13 protein-coding genes are annotated in these 24,990 nt (G+C 43.4%); 5 read left to right on the top strand and 8 right to left on the bottom strand.

What is annotated here, in order from left to right; all coding sequences use genetic code 11:
• Nucleotides 1-221 precede the first annotated feature (221 nt).
• Nucleotides 222-2,861: an MGH1-like glycoside hydrolase domain-containing protein gene (locus PseudUWO311_RS22980; protein WP_263403017.1), complete on the top strand. Its 2,640-nt coding sequence runs from the start codon at nt 222-224 to the stop codon at nt 2,859-2,861.
• A gap of 517 nt (nt 2,862-3,378) precedes the next feature.
• Here PseudUWO311_RS22980 and PseudUWO311_RS22970 read toward each other — a convergent pair.
• From PseudUWO311_RS22970 to PseudUWO311_RS22935, 8 genes are all read right to left on the bottom strand, one after another.
• Entirely contained in the window at nt 3,379-7,584 is a 4,206-nt protein-coding gene (locus tag PseudUWO311_RS22970; protein WP_142657552.1) for a chemotaxis protein CheB, read from the bottom strand.
• A 493-nt stretch (nt 7,585-8,077) separates the two neighbouring features.
• Complete coding sequence (gene hemH / locus PseudUWO311_RS22965; protein ID WP_142657551.1) at nt 8,078-9,091, bottom strand: ferrochelatase; 1,014 nt, start codon at nt 9,089-9,091, stop codon at nt 8,078-8,080.
• A 202-nt stretch (nt 9,092-9,293) separates the two neighbouring features.
• The gene (locus PseudUWO311_RS22960; RefSeq protein ID WP_142657550.1) at nt 9,294-9,686 is read right to left on the bottom strand and encodes a response regulator; all 393 of its coding nucleotides are present in this window, start codon (nt 9,684-9,686) and stop codon (nt 9,294-9,296) included.
• Entirely contained in the window at nt 9,673-10,638 is a 966-nt protein-coding gene (locus PseudUWO311_RS22955; RefSeq protein ID WP_142657549.1) for a DUF362 domain-containing protein, read from the bottom strand. The genes PseudUWO311_RS22960 and PseudUWO311_RS22955 overlap by 14 nt, the downstream gene beginning before the upstream one ends.
• Nucleotides 10,639-11,015: 377 nt before the next feature.
• Nucleotides 11,016-13,640 (bottom strand): DEAD/DEAH box helicase, encoded by a 2,625-nt coding sequence (locus PseudUWO311_RS22950; protein WP_142657548.1) that lies wholly within the window; start codon nt 13,638-13,640, stop codon nt 11,016-11,018.
• A 224-nt stretch (nt 13,641-13,864) separates the two neighbouring features.
• On the bottom strand, nt 13,865-14,422 hold the full coding sequence (locus tag PseudUWO311_RS22945; protein ID WP_142657547.1) for a Uma2 family endonuclease: 558 nt from the start codon (nt 14,420-14,422) through the stop codon (nt 13,865-13,867).
• A gap of 53 nt (nt 14,423-14,475) precedes the next feature.
• On the bottom strand, nt 14,476-16,140 hold the full coding sequence (locus tag PseudUWO311_RS22940) for a ShlB/FhaC/HecB family hemolysin secretion/activation protein (RefSeq protein ID WP_142657546.1): 1,665 nt from the start codon (nt 16,138-16,140) through the stop codon (nt 14,476-14,478).
• Between the two features lie 157 nt (nt 16,141-16,297).
• Nucleotides 16,298-19,264: a DUF4347 domain-containing protein gene (locus PseudUWO311_RS22935; protein WP_142657545.1), complete on the bottom strand. Its 2,967-nt coding sequence runs from the start codon at nt 19,262-19,264 to the stop codon at nt 16,298-16,300.
• A 211-nt stretch (nt 19,265-19,475) separates the two neighbouring features.
• On the opposite strand from PseudUWO311_RS22935, the gene PseudUWO311_RS22930 reads away from it, so the two are divergent.
• The 4 genes from PseudUWO311_RS22930 to mazF all read left to right on the top strand — a co-directional run bounded on the left by PseudUWO311_RS22930 (nt 19,476) and on the right by mazF (nt 24,676).
• Nucleotides 19,476-20,759 carry a Glu/Leu/Phe/Val family dehydrogenase gene (locus PseudUWO311_RS22930; RefSeq protein ID WP_142657544.1) on the top strand — a complete coding sequence of 428 codons (1,284 nt, stop codon included), beginning with the start codon at nt 19,476-19,478 and terminating at the stop codon, nt 20,757-20,759.
• Between the two features lie 237 nt (nt 20,760-20,996).
• Nucleotides 20,997-23,804 (top strand): preprotein translocase subunit SecA, encoded by a 2,808-nt coding sequence (gene secA, locus PseudUWO311_RS22925; RefSeq protein WP_142657543.1) that lies wholly within the window; start codon nt 20,997-20,999, stop codon nt 23,802-23,804.
• 300 nt (nt 23,805-24,104) lie between these two features.
• Complete coding sequence (locus tag PseudUWO311_RS22915; RefSeq protein ID WP_142657542.1) at nt 24,105-24,347, top strand: AbrB/MazE/SpoVT family DNA-binding domain-containing protein; 243 nt, start codon at nt 24,105-24,107, stop codon at nt 24,345-24,347.
• On the top strand, nt 24,341-24,676 hold the full coding sequence (mazF, locus tag PseudUWO311_RS22910) for an endoribonuclease MazF (RefSeq protein WP_142657541.1): 336 nt from the start codon (nt 24,341-24,343) through the stop codon (nt 24,674-24,676). Before PseudUWO311_RS22915 ends, mazF begins: the two co-directional genes overlap by 7 nt.
• Nucleotides 24,677-24,990: the final 314 nt, after the last annotated feature.

The raw sequence follows: 24,990 nt of genomic DNA, 5'->3' as shown, positions 1-24,990 counted from the left end.
TCGAATTAGATGTAGAGGCAATTCATGAATTGCCTCTATTGTAGAATCCCAATCCACAAAAGTGTGACGACACTTTTGTGGATTAAAAACAAACCCAGCAAGGGTTTTAAAAGCACAAAATGGCTACTCCATTTTGTGCTTTGGTAGAATAGGAAGCCCACGCGATTTTACGCAAGTCCTGTTGATTAGTAAAAGTAGAAATACTCCTATAAAGAAATATGATGAATCCAGAGCAAGCTAGATTAGTAGAAACCAGAAGTGGCAAACCATGGAAGCAATGGGGCTCTTATCTTAGCGAGCGGCAATGGGGAACAGTGCGCGAAGATTATAGCCCGACAGGAGAAGCTTGGGATTATTTCTCGCATGACCAATCCCGATCGCGTGCCTATCGATGGGGCGAAGATGGAATTGCTGGCATTTCCGACGATCATCAGTTGCTCTGCTTTGCGATCGCATTCTGGAATGGGCGCGATCCGATTATTAAAGAAAGATTGTTTGGGTTAACTGGTAGCGAAGGCAATCATGGCGAAGATGTGAAGGAGTATTACTTCTATCTAGATAATACGCCCACACATTCCTACATGAAATATCTTTATAAGTATCCTCAATCGGCTTTTCCATATGAACAGTTAGTAAATGGGAATAAACATCGTGGTCGGCAAGAGCGAGAACTTGAGTTATTAGATACAGGTGTATTTGATAGCGATCGCTACTTTGATTTGGTGGTTGAATATGCAAAAAACTCGCCTCAGGATATTACGATCCAAATTAGCATCACCAATCACGCGCCCGATTCGCAAACTATCCATCTCCTGCCTTCACTATGGTTTCGCAATACTTGGGCTTGGGACAATAGCAAAAAGCCATCGCTAAAGGCGCATTCTTCAGATATTATTACGGCTAGCCACGAGCAACTAGGTCAAATGTGGCTCTATTGTCCAGAGAGTAAAGAATTACTATTTACGGAAAATGAAACCAATTATCAGCGTCTTTTTGGAACTGGGAATAGTTCCCAATATGTGAAAGACGGCATCAATGACTATATAGTCGATGGGAAAGCATCGGTAAATCCACAACAACAAGGCACAAAGGCATCTGCACACTATGAACTAGCGATCGCAGCGGGTGATACTAAAGTTGTCAGATTGAGATTGAGCGATATTGCCCCAGATGTGCTGGTATTGGGAACAGAAGCCGATATCATAGCAACGAGATTACGCGAAGCCAATGAGTTTTATCAGCATATTTCTCCATTTGCGATGTCGGATGATATGCGGAATGTGCAGAGACAGGCTTTTGCGGGAATGTTATGGAGTAAGCAGTATTATAACTACCTTGTAAAGCCTTGGTTAGAGGGCGATCCAGCTACACCCACGCCACCAAGTGATCGCCTTAATGGACGCAATGCTAAGTGGTTCCATTTGGAATCTGAAGATATTCTCTCGATGCCCGACAAATGGGAATATCCTTGGTTTGCGGCTTGGGATTTGGCTTTTCATACGATTCCGATCGCGATGATTGACCCAGATTTTGCTAAACGACAACTTGATGTGATTACTCGCGAATGGTTTATGCACCCAAACGGGCAAATCCCAGCCTACGAGTGGGCTTTCGGTGATGTCAATCCTCCTGTTCATGCTTGGGCGACCTATCGAGTTTATAAAATTGAGCAGAAGATGTATGGCAATAGCGATCGTAAATTCTTAGAGCGCGTTTTTCAGAAACTTTTGTTAAACTTCACTTGGTGGGTAAATCGAAAAGATCGCGAAGGCAAAAATGTTTTTGAAGGCGGCTTTTTGGGATTAGATAACATTGGAGTATTTGATCGTAGCGCTGAACTCCCCACGGGCGGATATATTGAGCAAGCCGATGGGACTAGCTGGATGGGTATGTATTGCCTAAACATGCTAACGATCGCCTTAGAACTTGCCAAAGAGAATCATGTTTATGAGGATATTGCGACGAAATTCTTCGAGCATTTTCTTTATATAGCTGATGCAATGAATAAAGTTGGGGAGAAGCATACTGAGCTTTGGGATGAGGAAGATGGTTTTTACTACGATGTTCTCAATCTACCCTCTGGGAATCAATTAAAACTAAAAGTGCGATCGCTTGTGGGGCTGATTCCGCTCTTTGCAGTCCAGACACTAGATCCAGAGCTACTAGATCAATTGCCTGAGTTCAAAAATAGAATGCATTGGTTTATCACCCATCATCCTGAGTTAACTCAAAATGTTTCTTGCATGGAAACCTGTGGGATGGAGGCTAGACGGTTACTTGCTATCTGCTATCGCGATAAGCTTCAGCGCATTCTTGCCAAAATGTTAGATGAGAGTGAATTCTTAGGTGAATATGGCATTCGTGCTCTATCTAAATTCCATAAAGAACATCCCTATATTTGGCGAGCAAATGGGAGTGAATATAGAGTTGATTACGAGCCTGCGGAATCTTCTAGCGGATTATTTGGCGGAAACTCTAACTGGCGGGGACCAATTTGGATGCCTGTTAATTATTTGATTATCGAATCCTTACAGAAGTTCCATCACTTCTATGGCGATAGCTTTAAGATTGAGTATCCAACTGGTTCAGGGAATTTGATGACATTGAGTGATATTGCCACCGAGCTATCTCAACGTTTAATTAATATCTTTGTAAGAGACGAGCATGGCGATCGCCCTGTAAATGATTCACAAAATGGTAAACAATCAAAATTTGATACTGATGCTAACTGGAAAGATTTAGTGTTGTTCTATGAATATTTTCATGGTGATAATGGCTCAGGTATTGGTGCTAGCCATCAAACTGGCTGGACAGGGCTGGTGGCAAAACTAATCCAACAATCAAGCGAATATTCAGATTGAATATAGTTGAGACAAATCAAAGTCCAAATAGAATAAAGGCGGCGCGAAGCGCCGCCTTTATTCTATTTGGACTTTATACCAATTCACGAAAGTGAGACAACACTTGCCTGAATTGAGAACTAAACCCAGTAAGGTTTTTTGAATCAAGAAAGAAATGGCGTAACCATTCCTTGACTTGATATAACTCGTCAACGTCGTTTGCAAGCCGCAAATGGAGAGAAAAGTAAAATCTTCCCAAGTGTTGGCTCCAAGCATTTAGCGATCGGTTACTGGCTTAGCGGCTCGGTTGTGGGAGTCGCACTTTTGGGTATATATAAGAAACCATTTAAGAATTGTAGTTTTTGCCACCTAGCCCCCAATTCTGGAGGGAAACATATTTAAGTCCCCCAGAATTGGTGGATTTAGGGGTCTAGATGCCTAGATCTTTAAGAAACTATAAAAAATTGCTTTCTGCGGTCAAAATCACTAAGAGATCCCCCTCAATCTCCCTTAAAAAGGAGGGGGATCTAGACAATTCTTAAATGGCTTCTAAAACTTCCTCTAGCTGAGCAAAGTCGATGGGCTTACTGATATATGCATCCATTCCTAATGTGGCAAATTCTTCTTGCTCTTCTTGAGCAGACACTGCCACGATGTAAGGACGAGATGCTTGATCCCATTCAGCGACAATTCTTTTTGTGGCTTCGATTCCATTTAGTACAGGCATTTGGATGTCCATCAAAATTACATCGTAGGGTTTCTCCCTCAGCATAGCTATTGCCTCCAATCCATTATTAGCAATGTCAGCCTTATGTCCCCAGCTCTCCAGAAGTATCTTGAGCATCATTTGGTTATAGTCCATATCCTCAGCAATCAGAATGCTCAATGGCTTAGCTGATCCTGATATTAATTTATCCTGAACCTCGATCGCTACTTCTGCGATCGCATTCTCAGCTTTTGGTGGTAATAGGGCGATCGCTTCTGTTGCTGGGTTAATCAGGGCTTGTGGTTGATTTCCTAATAAGTCTAACTCAAAGCTAAAGGTACTACCCACGTTGACTTCGCTGACGACCTTGATTTCACCGCCCATATTTTGGACTAGATTTTGGCTGATCGCTGAGCCTAAACCAGCACCTTGTGTTCTCATTTCAGATTTGCCAGCTTGTTCAAAGGGTAAGAATATCTTCTCTATCTCGGCGGCAGACATGCCTGTACCTGTATCGGCGATCGCAAACTGTATTCGCTGATTGGAGCTAGTTGATTGACTTAACGTGACAGAAAAAGTGATTGTCCCAGTCTCGGTGAACTTGACTGCATTGCTAAGCAGATTGAGCAAGACCTGTCTTAAGCGTTTTTGGTCTGCATAGATGGTCTCGGGAAGGTCGGGTGCAAACTGAGTTGTCAAGGTGAGATTTTTCTCCCTAGCCTTGAAATCAATCATTGCTACTGTGACTTCCAAGAAATTAGATAGAGACAAAAGATTTGGATTGATTTCTGTTTTTCTGGCTTCGATCTTAGATATATCGAGCAGATCTTCAATTAGTGAAAGCAAATGTTCACTAGACTGCAAAATGATTCCTAGATATTCCTGAGCTTCAATATCTAGATGTGGATTATATAGGAGAATTTGGGAAAAGCCCATGATCGCATTTAGAGGCGTGCGTAATTCATGGCTCATATTGCCCAAAAACACACTCTTAGCTTGATTTGCGCGTTCATAAGCAGTTATTGCTGCCGATAATTCTTGGTTTTTGACAACCATTTGCTGCTTTTGGAGATTGCGTTCGGTGATATCTTCGATCGCAATCAGAATCATCTGTCCGACATTACCTTGCTCAATCCGACAAGCGTTGAGCAACATCGTACGTGTGCCAAGCTGAGCAAAGTTCTGCGTAACTTCATAATCTTGGACAGAAATATCCAACAGAAGAATGTCATTTAGTAGCGATCGCAGTTTGGGAGTGTTCCAATCTCCATTCCCCAGTGCAAAAATCGACTGCTGTTCAGTTTGATGAGGATGTATTTGGAAGATTTCATAAAAGGCGCGATTTGCCGTAATCACTTCTAGGTCAGCATTTAGAACCATCAGAGGCTGATGTAAAGTCTCCACGATCGCTGTGGCATAATTGCGGGCTGCTTCTAACTCCATCGCATTGCGCTTAAGCTGATCGATATCAATGAGACTAATCACCACTCCATCAATATGATTGTCAGTAGTTCGATAGGGACGGATTCTCAAGCTAAACCAATTACCTAAATGATCCTGAACATCCTGTTCATAGGGAATCAGCGTATCAATTACCGATGTCACCAAGTCTCTGATATGCTGCACATCAAGGTTAATCTGAATGTCGCTAAAGGGTCGCCCCACATCACTCGCAATCAAATTAAATGCTTGCTCAGCCAATGGTGTAAAGCGTCTAATTCGCAAATCGCCTGACAACATCAAAATGGGGATATTCACACTGCTGAGCAGATTTTGCATATCATTGTTGACTTGATGCAACTGGATATTGCGACTGCGTAATTCATCATTAATCGTGCCTAACTCTTCATTAGTGGCTTGGATTTCTTCTTTAGCAGTTTCCAATTCTTCATTGGTACTTTGTAATTCCTCATTACTTGACAAGATCTCTTCACCAGCGACCTTGAGATCTTGGTTATTCGCTTCTTGAGCGTCAATGATTGATCGCAAATATTCCTTAGTTTTTTCTAACTCATGGGTAAGTCGCACTACTTCCATATCCGTATCCGTCTTAATTGCTCGTTCTTTGCGGGACTTAGGGAGTGGGCTGACGGCGGCAGGTGCGAGCAATATTTGCGATGGACGGCTCTCAAATAGCACTAAAAAAAATCGATCGCCATTGGCTCTTAAAGGGATTACATCTAACTTGATAAGTAATCCTTTCGACATCTCAATGCCATCTTTGGTGATCGGCAAGTCTTGATCTATGGCATTATATATAGCCGATCGCAAATCTAGGCGCAATTCTAATCGAGCCATCTTGAGCAAATTTAGGCTCGCCTTACCAGGAGATGGCTCTAAGTAGGGACTGGTCTGTCCTCGGAACTGCAAAATCTCTAGATCGGCGTTAATGATCACACCCGCAGGTGCATATCGAGTTAAAATAACCTGATCAGCCAGCAATTCTAAGTTTGTTTCCTCAGTCTTTTCACTGCGGGGTTCCCGATTTACTAGCTCACTCATCTGTCGGCTTTTAGTAAAGTTAAAATTCATCCTTGATGTTGTGATTTTACCCTTATAAATGCGATTCTTCTTATCAACCAGCTCAAACAAATCTACCGCATTGCCAATTCCTTCAGAACTTCCCAACATCAAAAAACCATTGACATTAAGTGCATAGTGAAAAATTGGCATCACTTTCTTTTGAAGCACTGGTTCTAGATAAATCAGCATATTGCGGCAACTAATCAGATCTAATCTCGAAAACGGAGGATCGCTAGTTAAATTTTGTCGAGCAAATATACATAATTCCCTAACCAATTTACTAATCTGATAGCCCCCATCTGCGGATATGAAAAAGCGCCGCAACCTCTCTGGAGAGACATCAATCAGCAAATTATGATGGTAAACTCCAGCCCTTGCAGTTGAGATCGCCTGCTCGCTAATATCCGTAGCAAAGATCTGAATGGCAGGCTTAATCGGGAAATCATCGAGAAATTCCAATAAACTAATTGCGATCGAATAAACTTCTTCGCCCGTCGCACAGCCCGCTACCCAAATCCGAATTGGTAAATCCAGCGATTTATTTTCACAAATAATCGGAAATACTAATTTCTGCAAAGATTTAAAAGATTCGGGATCGCGAAAGAAACTAGTCACATTAATCAAAAGGTCATTGTATAGTTTTTCAATTTCGCTGGGATGTGCTTGCAAATAGGTGGCATAGTCTTCCACTTTTTTGAGATCCAACAAACCCATTCGCCGCATCATCCTCCGTCTGATTGTCCCTTTCTTGTAATAGCGAAAGTCGGCTCCAGTCGATCTCTGCAACATTTCAAAAATAATTGATAAAGCTGCGATACTTTCTGCTGTTTCTGTAAAAACTAACGCCGATTTATCCTCAGCTTCGTAAAGAGTAATTGCAGTACTTATTACTTCATCATGGTCATTTCTGCTGATGTTTACCAGCTCTGCGGCAATCTCCGCAGGCGATAACACAAAATCCACATAACCCGATGCGATCGCAATCATCGGCATGGTGGGAAATTCTGCTGAGGTGAGGTCTTGAGCGAAGGTGATTCCTCCTGCGGCTTTAATTGCGCCGATACCTGCTGTACCATCTTCATTGCTCCCAGATAAAATCACGGCGATCGATTTCTCTTTGCGATCGGCGGCAAGGGAACTAAAGAATTCATTGATTACCATATATTTGCCTTTGACCCGATGGCGCGGTTCGAGCCTCAAGATGCCCTGCTCCAGAGTCATCGAAGTATTCGGCGGAATTACATACACCGAATTTGGCATGATTTTCATACCTTCCCGAGCTTCATTGACAGGCATCTTTGTAGAACGCCGTAAGATCTCACTTAACTGGCTATCATGTTGCGGAGCTAAATGCTGAAGCAGCACAAAGCCCATACCAGTATCCACTGGTAAACCTTCGAGAATTTGTGTAAATACTTCTAAGCCACCTGCTGATGCACCGATGGCGACGATTGCTGAGCATTCTTGTAGCGCTTGTTCAGATTCTGATAAATCCTTCGATTCTGAATCAGGCATGACTAGCTTCCTATGGATTTATGACATATCGTCAATATTATCAATGTTGTGATGAAGTTAAGAGTAAAATCCTAATTCATTACAGAATCTCATTAATACTCCCTTCCCACCAAAGAAATAGCCATATAAAACCAAGAATTAGCGTTGCGGCGCTTCGCGCCGCAACGTCTAATTTTTCACTGGGAAGGGAGTATAGTGGTTTTCAGATGACCACTGTACAGAAACCACAAAAAATGTAGGGGCAATTCATGAATTGCCCCTACATTTTTTGCACCACACTCAACTGAAAACCGCTATACCAATTAGCAGCCTGTCGGAGAAACCAAAAATCCTTCTTGTAGGATGTGTTAGCGTAATGCACCATCAACAGCCCTGCACTCAAGTGCGGGCTAAGAGCTAAAACCCGTTGAAACGGGTTAATTTAGACTTATTCTTCAGTCGGTTTCAACCGACTTGAGCTTTCAGCCCGCACTTGAGTGCTGGGCTGCGTAATCTACACCGCGATCGCCGCAGCTTTAGTAGAGCCGAGAGATTCCATTACCAATTCGGCAAGGTCATTGATAAAAACTGGATGGCTATTTAATGCAGGAACGCGATCAAAGTTATGAATACCAGCTTCTTCAGCAACTTCTCGATATTCAATATCGATTTCTTGCAGAGTCTCAATATGCTCAGACACAAAACTGATGGGAACAACCAAAAGATCATTAACACCGCGCTTGGCTAAATTCTTAATTGCTTCCTCAGTGTAGGGTTGCAGCCACTCAACTGGCCCAACGCGACTCTGATAAGCAAGAGTGTGGGCGTTATAGCATTGATAATCGCGACGGAGAGCCTTCATAATCCCATCAACACAGTTTTCCATTTCGGATTGATAAGGATCGCCGTATTTAGTCACATATTTCACTGGCACACCATGAGCGCTGAAGAAAATATGTACATTCTCAGGTTCCGCAAAAGACTGCAATTTAGTATTGATCAGGTCATTCATCGCCCGAATATAGCCAGTGCGATCGTACCAAGACTCAATCGTGATTTTTTCGATCGCTTGTAGTTCAGGATCATTTTCCCAGAGCTTATCGAGTTGCTTGATACTTGAGCCACTAGTACTGATCGAATATTGAGGATATAACGGCAGCACTACAAGACGAGTAATCCCATCCTGTTTGATTTGAGCGAGTGCTTCTTCGGTATAGGGAGCCCAGTAGCGCATTGCTACATAAACCTTTGCATCAATTCCATTACGCTGTAATACGTTTTCAATATTTTCGCCTTGCTCTTTGGTAATCTGGAGCAATGGTGAACCGCCGCCAATCATGCGGTAATTTTCTTGACTGATCGGAGCGCGACTAGCGGCAATCAGTGAGGCGATCGGCTTTTGTAAAAAGGGAAATGGGAGGCGAATGATTTCTGGATCAGCGAATAAATTGTACAAGAAAAGATAGACATCATCTAACTTTTCAGGGCCTCCTAAATTTAATAGTATTACTCCAACGCGACCAGACATAAAACAATTTCCTAAATTTGATAAGTTAATGGTTTGGTTAATTATGAGTGACGCAAAGTCATACCCATACCGAATGAATAAATGGAATTTTTATTAAGTGAAGTTTTAAAACTCTTTCTAAATCTTAGTCTAAGTTATAGGTAAGTATAAGCTTTTGTTTTTGACTAACTGTTCGTAAGGTAGGCTGTCGCAGAGTATCACCCTACTGCGATCGCTTATCTAACCATTGCTTCACACAAGATTCCAATAGATCAATGTCCAATGGCTTTGTCAGATAATCATCACAACCTGAGGCGATCGCAGATTCTTTGTCCCCCTTCATCGCATGAGCAGTTACCGCAATAATTGGGATCTGTGAAGTGCGATCGCTAGCTTTAAGTTGTCTGGCAACTTCCCAGCCATCTACCTCTGGCAAAGATAAATCCAGCAAAATCAGATCGGGATGATTAGTTTCTAGCCAATCTAGAGCGGCTTGACCATCTTGGATGCAAGTGACGCGATAGCCTGAATCTTGAAACACCTGCTCCACCAAAACTTGGTTGTCAGGTGCATCTTCGACCACTAAAATTAGCGGTGGGCTTTTAAGTGCGGGCATAGGTACTGAGCGGTTCTTTAATAAACTTGATATAGAGATGTTTAAAGGTCGATCTCAAAACTCTGGGCATTCCAAAGTCGATCGCCATCATCGTTTCAGGTAGTTTCCAATCTTTGCTTTGCAAATTAGCGATCGGCTCGCCGATGATGTCAATGGCATCGAGATCACTACAAAGCCCAGTGCGTATAGCGGCGGCAACCGTTGGCACATCAAGAGGCTTAACTCCGAGAATCTCCACCATAACCCGATCTAGCGCAAATACATCACAGGAAGCCGCTAAAACCCCTAAATCTTTTGGCTCACCAGCACTGGGCCCGTTGCCTTCGTGTCCGACGATACCATCAAGGATCGTCAATTCAGGATTGATCGCTCTCGCTGTCTCAATTAGCATCTGCGCAAATCTTTCAACATCTTTGCCAGCTTCCATATGCCACCAAGCTTTCATTTTGCCTGGTACACAGCCAAAGAGATTTTTGACTCCCAGAGTCAGGGTTAGTTGCATATGAGACTTCACCTTAGGCAAGTTAATCACCACATCCGCATCCATCGCCTCTTTGCTCAGCCGTAAATGTTGTAGCTCCCCTTCCCCTTCAGTTTCGTAGCGCTTACCATGAAATTCGACGATTGGGATTCCAAGTTCTTCTGCAAGAGGTAACAAGCCATTTGCTTTGGCTATGCCTTTGGCACTACCAAAAGCAGGGCTATCACCTAAAAAGGGCTTACCCCCAGCATCCTGCACCATTTTGGCAACACAGTACACCAGTTCTGGTCGGGTAGTGCATTCTTTGGTAGGACGTGATCCTGTCAGTAGGTTGGGTTTGAGGAGAACGCGATCGCCAGCTTTGACGATGCTAGACATACCTCCTAGGGGTGCTAGTACTGCCTCTAGGGCTTGCATCAGTGATGCTGTTTCGTAGCTAGAGGTATGTAGGAGACTGACGATTGGTTTCATTGTTTCTAGAAGGTGGTAGGTCAGCGAACTACTTAAAATATAGCCTAGAAGCCAGTCGGAGAAACATGATTTATTGCCAATTTGCTACGAGGGCTTAGGAGATTTCTCATTTAAAATTTATCCCATCTTAACCCTGTCCTTGCAAAGGCGAGGGAAAAAGATTTCTAGTCTTCCCCCTTTGCAAGGGGGAATTAAAGGGGGTAATTCCAACTTTTATAGTAATGTAAGGTTTACTTAGGACATAAAACCCAAGTAAGTGAAGGCGGTACTTCGTGCCGCCTTCACTTACTTGGGTTTTGATTTGTCCTAGCTATCTCTTACATTGCTACATCAAGATGATGGGAGATTCTTTACGAGAAATGTCCTTAAATGGTTTCTTAAATAACCTCGTTGACAGGGAAGCGATCGATCATTTGCGCAGCTTGCTTGGCTGATGAATAGATTTGAGAGGGCAAATTCGGTACATGGGGAATTTGATATAGCAAATCAATCGTGCGGCGCATCAAGCGGACAATATCGCCCTCATCAAGATTCGTATTTTGACATAGCTCCGACCATTCCATTCCCAACGCCCATTGCTCCACTAGTCCTGTTAGCTCATAGTCCAGCCATGCAGGAATATCGACTAAATGTCGGCGTTGAACTGGCATTAATTCTCGACGGCGATCGCGTAAACCATCGAGGGCATCTTCCACCGTTGGCGATAAACCAAATTTGATCCAGTTATCAGGACGACTGTTTTCGCTCACGATCGCAGCACAGACGGTAGCGAGGTGATGGGGAGCGAGGTTATCTAACTCTCCTGACATTAGACATAGAGCTAACCATAGTTCATTTTCACCACGCAATGCCGCTACAACTTTACCTTTATCGGTGGGTTGGGTATCTTCAAGACATCCATAAAATTGCAAGATATTGACTAAGCTCATAAACTCTTGCCAATGTCTTTGTCGGCGCTCATTGACCACCTTTTGCTGAAACTCGATATGGCGCTGCAATTGTTCGAGCCGATTAACTTTTTTGAACACAGCACCGCGATCGGTCATTTTTGAGACAGGATGTTGATTCATTTCTGACTCGATCGCGATTACTCTCGACTGCTGTTTAATTACTTCAGGAGCAAGTTCTGGATCGGGTAATGGTGTAATTTTTTGGGCGATCGCAAAGCAGGCTTCATCACCATCGATCGACTGCCCTGGACGCAATGGCAGCTTTGCAGGATATTCGATGTCACCATCAAGCAACAAATCTGTACCAACTTGGACAATGTCTTTATAACCGACTGTGTACCAGCGATTATCGCGACCAAGGCAGACAAACCAAGGAAACTGCCCAGAGCCTTGTACTTTTGCTGCGAGGACTGTATGCACAATCAAGCCCTTATTAGTGCGGATTGTGAGCGGTGAGCCTGACAGCAAATAGGGCGCGTAGGAAGCCAAATCATTTAAGCGCATCTCTTCCGCTTGCGCAGCAAGCATTTTTAGGAGCCGCTTTTCTTCTCGGAGGCGATCGCGCAATTTGTCATAAACTTCTAATTGCTTCAAATCGATATTGGCAAGATCTTTCTCTAACTTAGCGATTTGCTCGATGACTAATTCGAGACTTTGGATTTGTGGCGCGAGATTAAGATCGGCAAGATATTGCCCAAAGCTCCGTTCTACCAAGTCTCTAGCTTGATCAAGGGAATGGGTTTGCAACAAGTTCATCACCATTCCATAACTCGGTGCAAATTGACTAACCAGAGGATCAGCTCCAGATGTGGCGAGATGAGCCGCTTCCTTAGCCCCTTCAAAGGGAGTTTGCACAGTTACGACATAGCCAACTTCATCCATGCCGCGCCTTCCTGCTCTTCCTGCCATTTGCAGAAACTCCGAAGCATTAAGCAATCGATGTCCGCGATCGGTACGTTTGGAAATACTAGAGATTACCGTAGTTCGCGCTGGCATGTTAATCCCTGCGGCAAGAGTTTCCGTCGCGAATACAACTTTGATTAAGCCCTGTTGAAAAAGCTCCTCAACAAAGCCTTTCCATGCAGGTAAAATCCCTGCGTGATGAGCGGCAATGCCACGATAAAGAGCATCAATATGTGCAGGTTTACCAATCTCAGGATTTGCAGCCACAAACGCATCAATTTGCGGTTTCAATCTCAGGGCTTCGGTCGGACTGACTAGAGAGACATTCCCCAAGTCCGTGACCGACTTATCGCAACCTCGACGACTAAAGATAAAGTAAATCGCTGGCAGCATATCACGCTGGCGCAGATGCGAAATTACGGCCCCAATCGGGGGGACGATTTTATGTCTTTCTTCTTTTGATGGGGGCTTATTAGTAAGCGGTTTTAGTCGAGGATTAATCTTTTCATTAGAGCTATCTAGTAGTGGGAAAAAGCCTTTGTTATTACAGAAGGAATGCTCAAGAGGCACAGGACGAAAATCAGAATAGATTAATTCAGTGTCGCCATGTACTTTGTGAATCCAATCGGTTAGCTGTTGGCTATTTGCTACAGTCGCCGAGAGCGCAACTAGTTGCACTCCTGTAGGACAGTACACAATTGACTCTTCCCACACAGTTCCCCGTTGGCGATCGTTCATGTAATGACATTCATCTAGTACCACTACTTCCACATCTGTCAACGAAGTACCGACTTCACCGATAGGCGTACCATAGAGCATATTCCGAAAAATCTCGGTAGTCATCACCAAGATTGGTGCATCACGATTGACAGAGGTATCACCTGTGAGCAAGCCCACATTATCATCGCCAAACTGCTGCCGAAAGTCTCGCAGTTTCTGATTTGATAGCGCCTTGAGGGGGGTGGTATAGAAAACGCGGCGATTACCTGCTAAAGCTGCATGGATCGCATATTCGCCTATTAAAGTTTTGCCTGAACCAGTTGGCGCACAAACAACGACCGACTTACCAGCTTGCAATGCGGCGATTGCCTGTAATTGAAACGGGTCAAGTTCAAAGGGATATAATTCTTGTGGGTCTATTGCTTGCACGCAGGTCTGCCTGAGTAAATATACTTAAATTAAACTAGCAATTTATGACGAAATGCTGTTCTAATCTCCTATATTAGCCTATTGCAAGGGGTTGCGAGAATAACCCAGTAGCGAGCCAGCAATTCTCATTGTAAAAATCAGTTTTGAAGCAAGTCCGCCAACGGCGGACTTGCTTCAAAACTGATTGTGGCTGGTAGAAATTCCTACTTCAAAAATCTATCAAGTCACAAGCTCAACCAACTAAAGACTTGCTCTACAGTTAGATCTAAATCAATTCCTGTGAGAACTGGCAAGCGATCGCTATTTTTAAATTCTCTTACTCGGCGATCGCTATCCACTACTAAAATGGTCTCGTCTTCTGTATCAAGTAACCAACCTAGCTCAGTACCATATTCTGCACAATGTAATAATTTTGCTAAGACTTGTTTATATCGCTGATCGGGCGAGAGAATCTCAATTGCCCAATCAGGATATGTTTCAAAACGGTTAGCAATGCGACCCGATGGCAAACGAGGGATTCTCTCCCAACGAAATACAGCTATATTTGGGACGATCGCTAACCCACCAAAAACACAGCGTAGCTCTGGGAAGGCTAGAGCAATTTGCTTTGGTTTAGCAATTTGGCTAATGGTCTCGCAGAGTGTACCTTGTAATAAACTATGTTCTCCTTGAGGCATTGGTTTCTGTGTGATTTGTCCATGAATAAATTCAGAGGCAGGTTTTGTCTCTGGCAGTGCTAGAAATTTATCTATAGTTGTGGGTCTAATTGCTGCAACAGTCATAGCTTTATGCCCTCTTAAACTTATTCAATATTAACAGCGATCGCATTCGCAGATTAGAACTGATAGCTAGTGCTGAAATAAATAGCAGCATCTTGAAGATTATTGCCACGTCCTTGCAAGTTCAGAAATGGAATAGCCGCGTCAATTCGGATCAGGAACCGCTCAATCGGCTCAATCATGAGACCTAGCCCACCTGCGGCTAGAAAGTTTTGTGATGATGAAGGTGTAGGATTATTGCCATGATTCCAAATTGCTCCGAGATCGATAAAAGGAGCGATTTGGAGAATTGCTCTGTTAGTTTCTTGATCTCGCATCGCTACTAAACGAGTCTCAAGACTAAAGCGAATCCCGTTATCACCTGATCGCGCATTTTGGCGAAATCCTCGCAGTGATTGTCCCCCGCCAATCGTGAATTGTTGAGAAGGAAGTAAAGGATTAGCTGACAACTGCGAATCAAAAGAGGCTATTAGAAGCGCATCAGAGCCTAGCACTTGCACCCTTTGAGCTTGTCCGATCCAGCTAAAAAAGCCAGCATTAGGAGTGGTGACATAGGTGGCGTTAAATAGTCCTGTGCCAAGATTGAACTGCGATCGCAATGACCATGCGCCTTCATTGTCGCGCAAAGTATAGTCTTGACCAAAGCGAAATACGCTAGTGGTGCTAACTCCATTGACATCAGGGCCAATCCCAAAAGGAGTTGCAAGGTTCTCAAACAAGAAAGTTTGTCCTGTCTGATGTGCAAAGCCTAGAGATAGAGCGAATTCTTCGCGGGGATTACGAATCAAGGGTTGACGATAAACGATGTCATAGAGACTGCTTGCGCCACGGATATTAAAGGCAGCGAAGTCTGGATCGGTAATCCGATAGTTATTTGGTGCGTAGCGAATTGCTACTGTTCCATTCATCGGATTGATGGGTATGCTGTAGCTAAAATCGTAGAGATTGGAGCCTCCTGTGGTGCTGCGATAATAGGAAGCTGACAGCGAATCTCCAAGCCCTGTGAGGTTGCGATAGGTTAGTCCGACACCCATGCGTTCGGAACCAACAGCAACAGGTGAATAGTTATCAAAGCTGACGGAGCCGCCAAACTGTTTTGCTTCTTCTACTTGGACAACTAATAAGCTTTTACCTGCTTCGGTGCTGGGTTTGAGGCTTGAGGTTACTTTTTTAAATAGAGGATCGGCTTTTAGGAGTCGCAATTGATCTTCAACGGCGTTGGCATTGAATGGTTTAGAAATTCCCAAATCTACTCGCGATCGCACATAGTCGGGATTGGTTTGAACAGTGCCTAAGATGTCAACCCGTTCTATTTGCCCTTCGATTGCTTTGATTTGGGCAACTCCATTAACAACGCTTTGAGGATCGCTTGGGTCAAATTGAGCAGCTGAGGTGATGTAGCCATTGCTGATATAGATCTGGGTGATGGCTTCGGCAGCAGCTTTGACTTGCTCTAGAGTGATGGCTTTGCCTTGGAGTGGTTGAAGGATAGATGCGATCGCTTTGGGTGTGAGGACGGTATTGCCGATTAGCTGTACTTGATTAATGGGGTTGACTTGTACGATCGCGGTTTTGGTTACCTTGGCAGTAGTCTCTTTTGGCTTTGGATTCCTTGGGTTTAATGCGATCGTTTCAGCATAGCTGGGGAGCACAAAATATCCTGAGCTAATTACGATTGTCCACAGTAAGCTCTTGATGGAATCTCTTGTTTGTTTGGTCATTAGTCTGCTCACACCATTTAATTATACGGTTGATATATTTCAAGCCTGTAATATAGCCTGAAATAAACTGTGCGTTAAAAGCTTACATCCATTAAGCCTGAACAGAATAAGATGCTTGACTTACTTTTTTAAAAAATTAAGTCAAGCATCTTATCATTTAATTCTTGAGAAACTTCGCAGGTTTAGGTGACTTACGAACCTTAAGCAGAATGTTTTTCTTGTCTTTTTTAGTTTCAAAGGTGACATCTACTAGATCAATATATTCATTGCCAATAAACTTACCAATTGATCGACGGATTGCTAATTTAATTACATCTTGATTGGCTGACTGATCAAAAATACTGATATTTGCGTCCTTCCATATATCATTAGAATTAATCGCCAAATCTCCACCATCTTTATTCATCAATTCGACGATTATGATCAGAAATCTATCAAGACGCTGGAATTCAATGTCATCGTTGGAGAGAAATGCTACTGGCGTTAGTGATGATAAAGTCAAAACTTTGTTCTCGTTATTTTGTCGAGTCTCTTTATTAGGATCGATATCTGGTCTTGTTGTGACCACTGGAGGTGCGACTACTGGAGGTGTCACCACTGGAGGTATGACTGGAGGTGGTGATGCAACCTCAAAAGCCCCAATATCGCGAATACCATTAGCGGCAGTGCCACGCTGATCTGCAGTCGTTGGTATTGCTCCGCCTGTAGTGCTGCTTGCATCAATTGCGATACTTCCTGTCACAAGAGCATGGGTTCTGGTAGAACCACCATTATCGGCAAGGGTGGTGTTAATAACTGTGTTGGCTGAGCCAGTTGGTGTGATGGGTGTCCCAGTAAAAGCCCCCGTACCCGTAATACCACTTAGCCCATTTGTACCAACAATGTTTGTCCCTATAAAATTAACTGTGCCAATGCCACCACCTAGGAAGACTTCATTTCCATTTGCAGCCGTATTTCCAACTAAAATGCTGTTTGAAATTGTAATCTGACCATCATAGTTGCGAATTGCACCACCATTCGCGCCAGCATTTGTAGCCGAATTATTAAAAAAGGTGCTATTAGAAATCTCAACTGTTCCAGTATAGTTAGAAATAGCACCACCATCACTTGTCGCTATATTGCCAGAGAATGTACTATTAGAAATAGTGCTTATGCCGCCATCAGTATTATCAATAGCACCGCTTATTCCTGTATTGCCAGAGAAAGTACTATTGATTATATTAAGAACGCCAGCTACGTTATAAATAGAAGCGCCATAATTATCAGACGAATTGTTTGTGAAATTACTGTTGGAAATTGTGGTTGTTCCATTATTGTAAATAGCACCACCTCCATTAAGCCCTCCACCACTAGCCAAATTATTAGATAAAGTACTGTTGGATAGGTTTAGTGTTGATCCTGTATTGACCAGTATTCCCCCACCAAATCCATTAACGGAACCATTACTAATTATTAAGCCATCGATATTGACGGTACTGTTATTACCGATATTGAAGATTCGAGAAGGAATGTTGCCACTAACTGTGACCGAACCACCACCATTAATGGTTAGGTTGTCGGTAATATTTAACTCTCCTGTTGTTAATAAGATCGAAGTGACAGTCGGACTAAACGCAATGTTATCACCAACACCAGCAGTACCATTGGCTGTAGCGATCGCATCTCGTAGAGAACCTATGCCATTATCAAGATTATTGATTACTGTATACAAAGCTAGGGCATTCGCATAATTTTGCTTTGTTGCTGCTGTAAAAATCGTTTGCGATCGCACTGCTGATGTACTGTACTCCAAATTCCAGTTAGCATTGCTAACTGTACCTCCAGTTCTATCAGTCGAAGCCGCCACAGGTGAACCTGTAAAACTTGCAATGCTCTGCACCAAAGCCTTGCCGCTAGCATCTCCTGCTAGGTTGCAAGCATAAATCATCACTTCTGCCGCAGGAGAAAGGGATAATTTCCATGCTGAGAAATCATTCTCATACATTCCTATTCTCTCATTACTAATAAAATCTTTGCCGACCCAAAAGTTGCCTTTGTCTCCTTCCGAAACAATATGGAGGCTATTCGCTCCTCTTACATTAGCAAGGGTCTGACTAATTTTACTGATGCCATTTTGATTGGATTCAATGACATTAACATTTGAGCCACCTGCTGTCCCATTAACTAGGGTTTGATAGTTCTTGACATTGGCATCAATAAATACATAGTTCCATCCTTGTTGGAGATTGTTGGCGGTTAGTGTTGCTTGGCTGGTGTCGTAGCGATCGCTCAGGATGTCAATATTCGTGGCAGTTAGCTCACTATTAATGATCGCAGTTCCTGTGGTTTTACCAATCAGCAGACTAGGTAAATCTACAGCTTTTAATACAGGCGCATTTCCAACAGCTTGCCGATCAGCGATCGGTAGTTCGAGAGAGATTAAACTACCTTCACTGGTGATTTTGATAAATTTATTATCAGGGGTCGCAGCGATCGTGATGTTGCCAGAAGGTGTTGCGATCGTGCCTGTGTTTACGACCATACCACCAACTAAGGTCACACTTTTTCCAGTACTGACATTCAGATTCCCTTCATTCAGGATTACACCTGATGAATTTGGAGCAACACTAGGCAAAGCATTCGTAAAAGCATAGCCCGTAATATTACCAGTAAGGTTGCGAACCTCATCAACGCTACTATTAATTCCAAACCAGCCATTTCCCACTTGGATTCCTGACGCAGTTGTAGCCGAGAAACTGGCAGGCACATTCAAACTCGCATTTGCACCAAACACAATTCCCGCAGGATTCATGATGAAGAGATTAGAGTTTCCACCCGTTACTTGAATCAATCCATTAATTAGCGAAGCTTCTCCACCCGTTACACGAGTTAAGACATTCTGAACATTTGGATTACTCAGAAAATTGGCTATTTCCCCTGAAGATAGCCCTAATTTTTGTAAACTATAAAATAAGTTGCCACCAGCCTGTGTTCCACCCGTGATGTTGTATTGGTTTCCTACTTGATCGACGTTTGTATTTAATCCATTAGCACCAGTGTTGATACTCTGGGCATGAACACCATTTGCTGAAGCCAGTATGCAGGTTGCCAGAAGATATCCAAATGACGATTGTTTTCTTAGCATCAATTTTTAGCTCGCGAAGCTGAATTAAACTCTGACATAATCTTCTCATGTTTTTTGTAATGTCATACTTTTTTGCAGCGCGTACATATATCTTCAAAATGATGTGAACTCTTTAAATGATGTGAACTGCCTTAAGTGAAATACTGTATTGTGCGGATATAAACATGAAAGTTATCCTAAGATGTTTAATCACAGAATATAGGAGGTCTTGGTGTCAGAGTCTTTATTCGAGCAAGCAAGCGAGCGATTAGCAGATGCGATCGCCCATGTAAATATTTCTGAAGACGCGATCGAGCGACTCAAAGCGCCGAAAGCGAGTTTACAAGTTTCTATTCCTGTGCGAATGGATAATGGAACCTTGAAAGTTTTTCAAGGATATCGAGTGCGCTACAACGATTTGCGGGGACCTACCAAAGGTGGAATTCGCTTCCATCCTAATGTAAACATGGATGAAGTAAAATCTTTAGCATTTTGGATGACCTTTAAATGTGCAGCAGTGAATTTACCATTTGGAGGTGCAAAGGGTGGAGTAGCCGTCGATCCAAAACAATTATCCAAGTTTGAATTAGAACGACTTAGTCGCGGCTATATCAATGCGATCGCGGATTTTATGGGCGCAGATGTGGATATTCCTGCGCCCGATGTTCAGACTAACCAGACAATCATGGGATGGATGGTGGATGAATATAGCAATATTCAACGTCGGCTTTGTCCTGCGGCGATAACAGGCAAGCCGATCGCTATGGGTGGCAGTCTCGGACGTGAAACAGCAACGGGCTTAGGGGCATTTTTTGCGATCGAGACTTTGCTGCCGTTGTTAAAAATGCAACGTGAAAAGACCACTGTAGCAGTGCAGGGATTTGGGAATGTGGGCGCTGCGATCGCTGACTTATTGAGTAAGGCAGGCTACAAGGTTCTAGCGGTAAGCGATTCTAAGGGGGGCATTTATGCAAAGCAAGGGCTAGATGTTCCGAGCATCATCAGTTACAAAAATTCGACTCGCAGTTTTCAGGCAGTGTACTGCGAGGATTCAGTATGTAATATCGTTGAACATCAAACGATTACCAATGAAGAATTGCTCAAACTTGATGTCGATATTTTGATTCCTGCGGCGCTAGAGAATCAAATCACTGAACACAATGCTCACGAGATCCGCGCTAAATATATTTTCGAGATCGCGAATGGGCCCGTCACTCCTGCGGCGGATGCAATTTTGGAAAAACGCGGAATTATGGTTTTTCCTGATATTCTTGTGAACGCAGGTGGTGTCACCGTCAGTTATTTTGAATGGGTACAGAATCGTAGTGGCTTATATTGGACACTCGAAGAGGTAAACGATCGCCTCAAACACAGCATGATCGCCGAAACTCTGAGAATCTGGAAAATTGCTGACCAAAAACAAGTCTCCATGCGGACAGCCGCCTATGTACATGCCTTAACGCGTCTGAGTGAAGCGATCGATGCTAAAGGTACAAGGGCTTATTACGCGCAATAAAAAACCAAGCAAAACCAAAAAAAACTACACCGCCCGCGCAGCGGACGGTGTAGTTTTTTGGGTTTTAATTTTATCGAGATATAAAAAAATGTTGCAAAGCAACATTTTTTTATATCTCGATCGCTTCGGTTATCCGAAGCTTGTAATCTCAACAGTCGGGTAATATATACTTGTAGTCCAAAATCGTATTAAATATCACGTTTGGCGCATCCCCTGTTTTAACTGCATTCGGTAGCTATGTTTAACTTAAAAAACCTGATTGGCGATCCTAATAAGCGTAAGCTTGACAAACTCCGTCCCGAAGTGGCTCTCATTAACTCCCTAGCCCCAGAGTTAGCGGTGCTAAGCGATCGCGAATTGCAAGGAAAAACAGGAGAGTTTAAACAGCGACTCGAAAAAGGGGAACCTCTTGATGATCTCCTCCCCGAAGCCTTTGCCGTTGTTCGTGAGGCAGCTACCCGCGTTTTAGGTCTACGTCACTATGATGTGCAAATGCTCGGCGGCATGATCCTGCATCGCGGTGAAATTGCCGAAATGAAGACAGGAGAAGGCAAAACTCTCGTTGCTACCTTGCCCAGCTACCTTAATGCCCTTTCAGGTAAAGGCGTGCATGTAGTCACCGTAAACGACTACCTCGCTCGTCGTGACGCAGAGTGGATGGGGCAAGTGCACCGCTTTCTGGGTATGTCGGTAGGCTTGATTCAAAACTCAATGGAGCCAATCGAGCGCCGCAAAAATTATGGCTGTGATATCACCTATGCCACCAACAGCGAACTAGGTTTTGATTATTTACGCGACAATATGGCGACTAGCATCGAAGAAGTGGTGCAACGTCCCTTTAACTTCTGTGTAATTGATGAAGTTGACTCAATCTTGATTGATGAAGCACGAACACCCCTAATTATTTCGGGTATGGTTGAGCGTCCAACCGAGAAATATTTAGGTGCAGTCACGATCGCAGATCAAATGCAACCAGAAACCCATTATGAAATTGACGAAAAGCAACGCAACGTCGTCATGACTGATGAAGGTTTTGAGCTAGCCGAAAAATTACTTGGCGTTTCCGACTTATTTGACCAAGCTGATCCTTGGGCGCATTATGTATTTAACGCACTGAAAGCAAAAGAATTGTTCCTCAAAGATGTGAATTACATCGTCCGCGATGGTGAAGTCACGATCGTTGATGAATTTACAGGTCGCGTCATGCCAGGTCGCCGTTGGAGCGATGGTTTGCATCAAGCGATCGAGGCAAAAGAAGGCACGGACATTGAGAATGAAACTCAAACTCTCGCCACAATCACCTATCAAAACTTCTTCTTGCTCTATCCAAAACTTGGCGGCATGACTGGCACAGCCAAGACCGAAGAAGCTGAACTAGGAAAAATCTATAACCTTGAAGTCACAACTATGCCCACTAACCGTAAGAGTGGTCGTGGTGATTGGTCGGATGTAGTCTACAAAACTGAAGCAGCTAAGTGGCGAGCCGTTGCCGAAGAATGCCGCGAAATGCATGAATCAGGTCGTCCTGTACTAATTGGAACTACCAGCGTTGAAAAATCTGAAGTACTCGCACGTTTGTTGAGTGAAAAAGAAATTCCTCATAATCTTCTCAATGCGAAACCAGAGAACGTAGAACGCGAAGCCGAAATCGTTGCTCAAGCAGGGCGTAAAGGCTCGATCACGATCGCGACGAACATGGCGGGTCGTGGTACGGACATTATCCTTGGTGGTAATGCAGACTATATGGCGCGTCTGAAGGTACGTGAGAGCTTTATGCCGATGATTGTTCGTCCTGAAGATGATGATGACTTCACCAATGAAGGTCAGCGCATGTTTAGCGATCGTCCTCAAAAAGGGCAGGGATTCGGCACAACGGACGGCAAAAAGAAAAAGACTTGGAAAGTATCCGATAGTCTCTATCCTTGTGAACTCTCTAAAGATGCCCAAGCCATGCTCAAAGAAGCTGTAGACTTTGCAGTTGAGAAGTTAGGCCGAATGAGTCAATCGGAATTGGAAGCAGAAGAAATGCTTGCGGTTGCTTCTGAAAAAGCTCCTACCGATGATGAAGTTATTCAAAAGCTGCGTGATGCTTTCACCTTAATTAAGCGTGAATATGAAGAAGTCACCGATGATGAGCATAAGCTGGTAACGAAACTAGGTGGCTTGCATGTGATTGGCACTGAGCGTCATGAGTCTCGCCGTGTGGATAACCAGTTACGCGGTCGTTGCGGTCGGCAAGGTGACCCTGGTTCCACCAGATTTTTCCTCAGCCTTGAAGATAATCTGATGCGAATTTTTGCAGGCGATCGCGTGGCAGGTTTGATGAATGCCTTCCGCGTTGAGGAAGATATGCCGATTAGTTCAGGAATGCTGACCAGCGCTCTAGAAAATGCCCAAAAGAAAGTAGAGACCTACTATTACGACATCCGTAAACAAGTCTTTGAATACGATGAAGTGATGAATAATCAGCGTCGAGCCATCTATGCTGAACGTCGTCGCGTACTTGAGGGCGAAAACTTGCGCGATCGCGTGATCGAATATGCCGAACGCACCATGGATGATATCGTCAACGCCTATGTAAATCCAGAACTTCCACCCGAAGAATGGAACCTTGCGGCGATGGTGAAAAAGATCAAGGAATTTGTGAATCTCTTACAAGATCTTGAACCAGATCAGCTTGATGATATGTTTTTGCCTGAGATGCAAGCTTTCCTCCGTGAAGAAGTTCGCCGCGCCTATGAAATCAAAGAAGCACAAGTGGAATCCTTACAAGTTGGTTTGATGCGTCAAGCTGAACGCTTCTTTATCTTGCAGCGGATTGATTCTCTCTGGCGCGATCATTTACAAGCAATGGAAGCTTTGCGTGAGTCAGTTGGTCTACGCGGCTATGGTCAGAAAGATCCTTTAATCGAATATAAGAGCGAAGGTTACGAAATCTTCCTAGACATGATGACCCAGATCCGTCGCGATGTTGTCTACTCTCTGTTCGAGTTCGATCCACGTCCTCAGCAACAACCTGAAACCATCGAAGCTGAATTTGTCTAAATTCAAACAAAGAAAAGGGAGTGCATTGCACTCCCTTTTCTGCAAGTACTTCTGAAATGGTTTCTTAATATATCTTTGCTTGACCAGTTGCAAAACTTTTTCCCGTCCAGATTGAATTCTTTGTAATAAAAAATAAGCTTCAGTTAATACTGCGTCACAGGTCAATGTTTAGCAAAACTTAGCAGCTAAGGCGATCGCATCAAAGAAGCTAAAGATCGTAAATTTATCTCTACTGATGCTGATATGAGCCGTGAATTGAGTTAATGTAGATACAATATAGATACATTGATGGTGATTTGTATGACTGCCGCGATCGCTAAGTGGGGTAATAGTTTAGCTGTACGCATTCCGCAAGCTATAGCTGAACAGGTGCAAATTCAAGCAGGAAGCGAAATCAGTATTGATATTGTTGATGGCAAGATTGTTTTGACTCCGCATCGGCGCAAAAAATATACTCTAGATGAATTGCTGGATGGGATGACTTCCGAGCATCTCCAAGTAGAAGTTTCTACGGGTGTTTCAGTTGGGAATGAAGCATGGTGAAGCTATACATCCCTGATCGTGGTGATATTGTTTGGTTAGATTTCGACCCACAGGCTGGGCATGAACAATCTGGGCATCGTCCTGCTTTTGTGATTTCGCCGATCGCCTATAATCAACGGTCAAATTTGGCTCTGCTTTGTCCGATTACTTCTAAAACTAAGGGATGGAAGTTTGAGGTTCTACTCACGGATACTAAGACTAAGGGAGTGATTCTTGCCGATCAGATTAAGAGTTTAGATTGGCAAGCGAGAAGGATCGATTTTATTGAGAAGGCTTCTGTAAGTATTATTGATGAAGTGATCGGCAAAATTGAGGCGTTACTAACCTAGTGGTTAAGCTGGGATTAATCAGGGCGATCGCCTAAATCTATCATCACGAATTGGCAAGGTGATCGCAGTTTATGTAAATCTAAGGGTAAAGTTTCTGCAATATTAAAGCTTGTCTGATCATTAAACGCTTAGGTTCGTTTAGCTTCAATAAAAATGTTGTAGTTCTACCAATAGTAGTTTTTCCTAAAATAGACTTGTCGGGAAACAAAAGCAAGGTATAGAGGCAACTTCACATTTATTTCTGCACTTCAATCCCTAATTAAACAAACACACGTTCATCGAAATAAATTGAAGCATAACAGAGATTCAATTGC

Source organism: Pseudanabaena sp. UWO311, assembly GCF_006937785.1.
GTDB lineage: Bacteria > Cyanobacteriota > Cyanobacteriia > Pseudanabaenales > Pseudanabaenaceae > Pseudanabaena.
Note: the sequence above shows the minus strand (reverse complement) of the source record. Positions and strands in the feature narration are given on the sequence as shown.